The sequence below is a fragment of the Lonsdalea britannica genome (genome assembly GCF_946477055.1).
Taxonomy (GTDB): Bacteria; Pseudomonadota; Gammaproteobacteria; order Enterobacterales; family Enterobacteriaceae; genus Lonsdalea; species Lonsdalea britannica_A.
Window position 1 is genome coordinate 1 of record NZ_CAMKXG010000241.1, and the last position, 5354, is coordinate 5354.

Genomic DNA, 5354 nt, shown 5'->3' on the forward strand with positions numbered 1-5354 from the left:
CGGGTATGGTAGCTGCCGACGGTCAGTATGTCTCAGACTGGTGGCATCAAAGCGTCAACGTCGTCGGCAGCTACCATACCCGTTTTGGACCGCAGCTGAATAACGACCTCTATCTGGAATACGAAGCCTTCGCCAAAACAGACTGGCTCGACTTTTACGGCTATGTGGATGTTCCGAAATTCTTTGGCGTCGGCAACACGCCCGACAGCGGCATCTGGGACAAAGGCTCTCCGCTGTTTATGGAAATCGAACCCCGCGTTTCCCTCGATAACCTGACCGGCACCGATCTCAGCTTTGGCCCCTTCAAGCAATGGTACTTCGCCAATAACTATATCTACGACCTCGGACATAACGCCGACGGACGCCAGAATACCTGGTATATGGGGCTAGGCACCGATATCGATACCGGTCTGCCGATCAACCTGTCGCTGAACGTGTACGCTAAATATCAGTGGGAAAACTATCAGGCGGCCAACGAAAATCAGTGGGACGGCTATCGCGTCAAGGTGAAATATTTTGTTCCGCTGACCCCGCTGTGGGGCGGCAACTTGAGCTACATCGGTTTCACCAACTTCGACTTCGGTTCCGATCTCGACAAGGACAGCAACTGGGTAGACGGTAACGGTAAGCGAGTACGCACCAGCAACTCCATTGCCTCCAGCCATATTCTGGCGTTGGGCTACGATCACTGGCACTACGCGCTCGTCGCGCGCTATTTCCATCACGGCGGACAATGGCAGGATGGCGCGGAGATTGGCACGCCGCAGGGGCCGATCAAATCGACCGGATGGGGGTATTACGCCATGGTGGGGTATAACTTCTAACGAGGCTGTCGCTCTCGTAGGTATGGCGAGATGTCAGACTGCCCGTCGACGGTCTGACATCTTCCTGACTTACAGGATTTCCAGCAGCTCGACTTCAAAAATCAGCGCGCTGAATGGCGGGATGGACGCGCCAGCGCCACGTTCGCCGTAGGCCAGTTCCTGCGGGATATACAGCTCCCACTTGGAACCGACCGGCATCAGGGTCAGAGCTTCAACCCAGCCTGGGATAACGCCGCTAACCGGGAACTCCGCCGGCTGGCCGCGCTGTACAGAACTGTCGAAGACCGTACCGTCGATCAGACGACCGGTGTAGTGCACACGTACGCGGTCCTGACGGGCAGGAATATCGCCTTCGCCCTGCGTCAACACGCGGAACTGCAGACCAGACTCGGTGCTGCTCACGCCTTCTTTCTGCGCATTCTCTTCCAGGAAACGCTGACCTTCTACCGCCAGCTCGCGCTGACGTTCGCGGCGTACCGCATCCGCACGTTCATGGACTTCACGCAGCGCACGGTGAACGACGTCGACCGGGACGGCTGGCGCCTGTCCGTCAAGAGCATCACGCAGGCCAGCGACCAGCGCTTCAGGAAGCAGCCCTTCCAGACCCGATTCCTGTAACTGTTGGCCGATCTGCAGGCCGATGCCGTAGCTTGCCTGGGCTTCTACGCTGTCATAAGAAGGCGTTGTCATTGATGTTCCTTTTTTCTGTAAAAATAGCGAGCGTGCAGCATAACAGCGTGAGGTTTATGGGTAAAATTTTCTCTGCCCAGCCCCGCCGGACGCGCGCTGACACACCTTGTGACCGATAGCGTGGACTCCGCCCCAAAAGCGTTCTGACTTACTGGCTATCATTAAGGGATTACCGATATACTCAAGGCGTTTTACCTTACACGGTAGCAAGAGAGGTCATCATGGGCAGAATCGCGCCCAGGAGAAGTAAAACTCGCTGGGATTCCCGCATGCTATGGCAATCCTGCCTGCGCTTGTGGCGTCAACGTCCCTGGCAGTTCAGCATCGCCGATAAAATGCCAGGCCGCAGATCGTCCGCGTCTGCCTCCGCACGTCGCATCCCCTATGGTCGAATCTCGCCGCTGCTGCGCCAGCTCTGGCATGTGCCTGACGGTTTCCAGTGGATGGAACCGCTGCCCTATCCGCATCGTCGCGGGTTGCTGATTGCGGCGGCCTTGCTGCTGATTGTGCTGCTCTGGCCCTATTCTTCGACGCCGGAGTCTCCGAGCGTCGCCAGCCCCACACATATTCCGTTGGCGTCAGAGCCCGCTCCGGTTCAAGCCAGGCTGGTCAATCCGGCACCGCAGGCTGTTTCCGCCCCTGCGCCGGAACAAGCAGAAGCGGCTCCCGCAGCAACGGAAAAACCGTGGCAAAACTATCAGATAGCCTCAGGACAAACGCTGGCGCAGCTTTTTCGCGATCACAACCTGCCGGTTAACGACGTGTTCGCCATGGCGCAGGTAGAAGGCAGCGACAAACCGCTCAGCAGTCTTCATGCCGGACAAAAGGTCAGGCTGCGGCTGAATGCGCAGGACGTGGTGTCGGAATTAGAGATTGATACGACGGATAACCAGACGGTGCAGTTCGTCCGTCAGCAGGACGGCGCATTTGTTCGCACTCGCTAGGTGTAGTTTGGGTCACGGATAGGAAATACAAAGTCAAAAAGAAAGCGGGCGCTTTCTGTCAGCGGAAAGGGCCTGTTACCCACCCAAGTGAAGACTCGATTCCCCTCCCCCAGAAATGCAAAACGCTGGCACAAGGCCAGCGTTTTACGACGTTAACGTCAGCGTAAATTACGCTTCAGCAACGATTACCACGTTCAGCTTAGCGAATACGTCGCTGTGAACCTGGAAGCTCACTTCGTGTTCGCCCAGAGTACGCAGAACGCCGTCCGGCAGGCGGACTTCGCTTTTCGCAACTTCAACGCCAGCTGCGGTAACCGCATCAGCGATGTCACGAGTACCGATAGAACCAAACAGTTTACCTTCATCACCCGCTTTGGAAGCGATGGTGACGTTAGCCAGTTCGTTCAGTTTAGCGGCACGAGCTTCAGCTGCGGCCAGAACGTCAGCCAGTTTGGCTTCCAGTTCAGCGCGACGAGCTTCGAAGAACTCAACGTTTTTCTTGGTTGCCGGCACAGCTTTGCCCTGCGGAACCAGGAAGTTACGAGCGTAGCCCGCTTTAACGTTTACCTGGTCGCCCAGGCTGCCCAGGTTTGCTACTTTATCAAGCAGAATAACTTGCATTACCTTATCCTCTTAAAGTCTTGTTAATAGACAGCAGCCGATTACTGATGACGATCGGTGTACGGCAGCAAAGACAGGTAGCGCGCGCGCTTGATAGCACGGGCCAGTTGACGCTGATATTTTGCACGCGTACCGGTGATACGGCTCGGTACAATTTTACCACTTTCAGTGATGTAGTTTTTCAGCGTAGCGATGTCTTTATAGTCAATCTCTTGAACGCCTTCCGCGGTGAAACGGCAGAACTTGCGACGACGGAAATAACGTGCCATTTGGCTAGTCTCCAGAATCTATCAATTCAATCTGCTCGGCATGTAGAACAACCTTGTTCAGGCCATTGCGCCCTTGGTGGCAACTAATGAAACCATGAACGGTGAGTTGCATGCCGACCGTTATACTGTGAGTTAATGCTTGTGACGGGTGTCCACTGACAACCACGGGCATACGGCACCATGCTTGCCGGTTAAATCCGGCTTCCTGCTGCGAAGAACGGTGCTCAAGCACGAACTGGCAGTGAGGAATACCCGAAGGACTGACTTTTCGAATGGGCGTCTTGCACACGGTGCCGGACAGTACCAGTCGATTAGTCGTCATCACGGCAAATTACTCTGCAGAATCCCCAGCTTCAGCATCATCGCTGGTTTCTGCGAAATCTTCACGACGCTCGCGGCGCTCGTCTTTCGCTTTTACCATCGGAGAAGCTTCAGTTACCGCGTGTTTAACGCGCATAACCATGCTGCGGATAACGGCGTCGTTGAAGCGGAAGTTTGTTTCCAGCTCATCGATCACTTCCTGCGGAGCTTCAACGTTCAGCAGAACGTAGTGAGCTTTGTGCAGTTTGTTGATCGGGTAAGCCAGCTGACGGCGGCCCCAGTCTTCCAGACGGTGGATCGTACCTTCAGCACCAGTGATAGCACCGGTGTAACGTTCGATCATACCTGGAACCTGTTCGCTTTGGTCAGGATGAACCATAAAAACGATTTCGTAATGACGCATCGAATTGCTCCTTACGGATTATTCAGCCTCCTGTCAGGGTCAGCCGCGGCCCATGGAAGCAAGGAACGTAGTTGTGTGCGGCCGAAAAAATGACGCGCAATTATAAGTGCCCCGTACAGGTAACACAAGCGACAATGTGACCGGGAAAGCAGAAAGACCGCGAGTGCAAAAAGCGGTCTTAGCGACAATGATGTGATTGACGACAGGAAAAAGTCAGCGATTCAGAGGTGCTGACGGAAAAAGCGGGCGCCCGCCCGCAGCGCGGTGGGGGTGATTTTATGGCCGATATCCGCCTCCGTCAGATAAGTCACGTTCGCGTCCAGCTGACGTTTGGCAAGGGCCTGATACAAACGGTCAGTCTCGTCCGCCGGTACCAGCGTATCCGCCAGCCCATGCCACAGCAGCAGCGGTCGGTCAGATACCTTTTCCAGCTGATGCCCCACATCGTAAGGCGCAAGCTGTTCCGCCAGCGATGCTAATTGCGGCGCGTTCTGCGGTTCATCCGGCGCGACCGGTGGGAACAGCGATCGCGACAGTGATGAGACATAGCCCGATCCCATAAAGGCCGCCACCACGTTGATCCACGGATACTGCGTCATCGACGCCAGCGCCGTCATGCCGCCCAACGAGGCACCGCAGACGCCAATCCGCTCATCTTCAATCAATCCCAACTGACGGAAATGCGCCACGTACTCCGGCAGCTCCCGGACATTCTGCTGGAAGATATCCCAGAAATGACGCAAACGCCGCGCGTCGTCACCGTCGAAGCGCGCACCGTGCATCGGAGCATCCGGGGAAACCACGCGAAATCCGGCATGCGCCAGCGCATAGGCGAAGTAGGAGTAGACCTCTTTTGAGGAGGTGAAGCCGTGAAAGAAGAAAACGGTGGGCAGAGGCGCCTTCTGTTTGCCTGATGGCGTGGCGTGCAACGCCTCGACGCCGTTTATCGTGGTTACTGAGATCTCGACCATCAATGTCACCTCCGCTATAGCTCATCTGTACGCTCGCCGGTGTCGTCGGCGACGCATTCAATAGCCATACCATAGCGCCAAAAGATAGCGAGGGGATAAAAAGAAATCCCCCCAACCATAGATAAAAAACGGCAAAGCGTGACGGATCGCGGCTGGCTAACCGGCAGGTTCGAAGCGCTCGCCTTTGAACACCCGCACCGGATTGCCACGCTCAACCTGTTGATGACAACGATGTCGCTGCTCCCGCAGGGCCGCCGTCCGCTGCTGATGCTGCTGGCGTAAGCGCCACTCGATTAGATGGAGCGCTAAAC

The 5354-nt window shown here is 55.9% G+C and carries 8 protein-coding genes; 2 read left to right on the forward strand and 6 right to left on the reverse strand.

The features are described 5' to 3' along the window. The first annotated feature begins 5 nt into the window (after positions 1–5). On the forward strand, positions 6–824 hold the full coding sequence (locus Q7O77_RS14190; protein ID WP_304168566.1) for a nucleoside-specific channel-forming protein Tsx: 819 nt from the start codon (positions 6–8) through the stop codon (positions 822–824). Positions 825–893: 69 nt separating this feature from the next. Here Q7O77_RS14190 and fklB read toward each other — a convergent pair whose 3' ends face one another. Beyond that, entirely contained in the window at positions 894–1514 is a 621-nt protein-coding gene (gene fklB / locus Q7O77_RS14195; RefSeq protein WP_026739202.1) for an FKBP-type peptidyl-prolyl cis-trans isomerase, read from the reverse strand. Between the two features lie 221 nt (positions 1515–1735). On the opposite strand from fklB, the gene Q7O77_RS14200 reads away from it, so the two are divergent. Beyond that, a complete protein-coding gene (locus Q7O77_RS14200; RefSeq protein WP_304168536.1) occupies positions 1736–2458 on the forward strand; it encodes a LysM-like peptidoglycan-binding domain-containing protein in 723 nt (240 codons plus the stop codon). 168 nt (positions 2459–2626) lie between these two features. Here Q7O77_RS14200 and rplI read toward each other — a convergent pair whose 3' ends face one another. The 5 genes from rplI to yjfP form a co-directional block, all read right to left on the reverse strand. Beyond that, complete coding sequence (gene rplI / locus Q7O77_RS14205; RefSeq protein WP_085651130.1) at positions 2627–3079, reverse strand: 50S ribosomal protein L9; 453 nt, start codon at positions 3077–3079, stop codon at positions 2627–2629. Between the two features lie 41 nt (positions 3080–3120). Continuing rightward, a complete protein-coding gene (rpsR, locus tag Q7O77_RS14210; RefSeq protein WP_000135199.1) occupies positions 3121–3348 on the reverse strand; it encodes a 30S ribosomal protein S18 in 228 nt (75 codons plus the stop codon). Positions 3349–3352: 4 nt separating this feature from the next. Next, a complete protein-coding gene (gene priB, locus Q7O77_RS14215; protein WP_085651129.1) occupies positions 3353–3670 on the reverse strand; it encodes a primosomal replication protein N in 318 nt (105 codons plus the stop codon). 9 nt (positions 3671–3679) lie between these two features. Beyond that, positions 3680–4072: a 30S ribosomal protein S6 gene (rpsF, locus tag Q7O77_RS14220; RefSeq protein ID WP_085651128.1), complete on the reverse strand. Its 393-nt coding sequence runs from the start codon at positions 4070–4072 to the stop codon at positions 3680–3682. A gap of 221 nt (positions 4073–4293) precedes the next feature. Further along, a complete protein-coding gene (gene yjfP, locus Q7O77_RS14225) occupies positions 4294–5043 on the reverse strand; it encodes an esterase (RefSeq protein ID WP_304168564.1) in 750 nt (249 codons plus the stop codon). Positions 5044–5354: the final 311 nt, after the last annotated feature.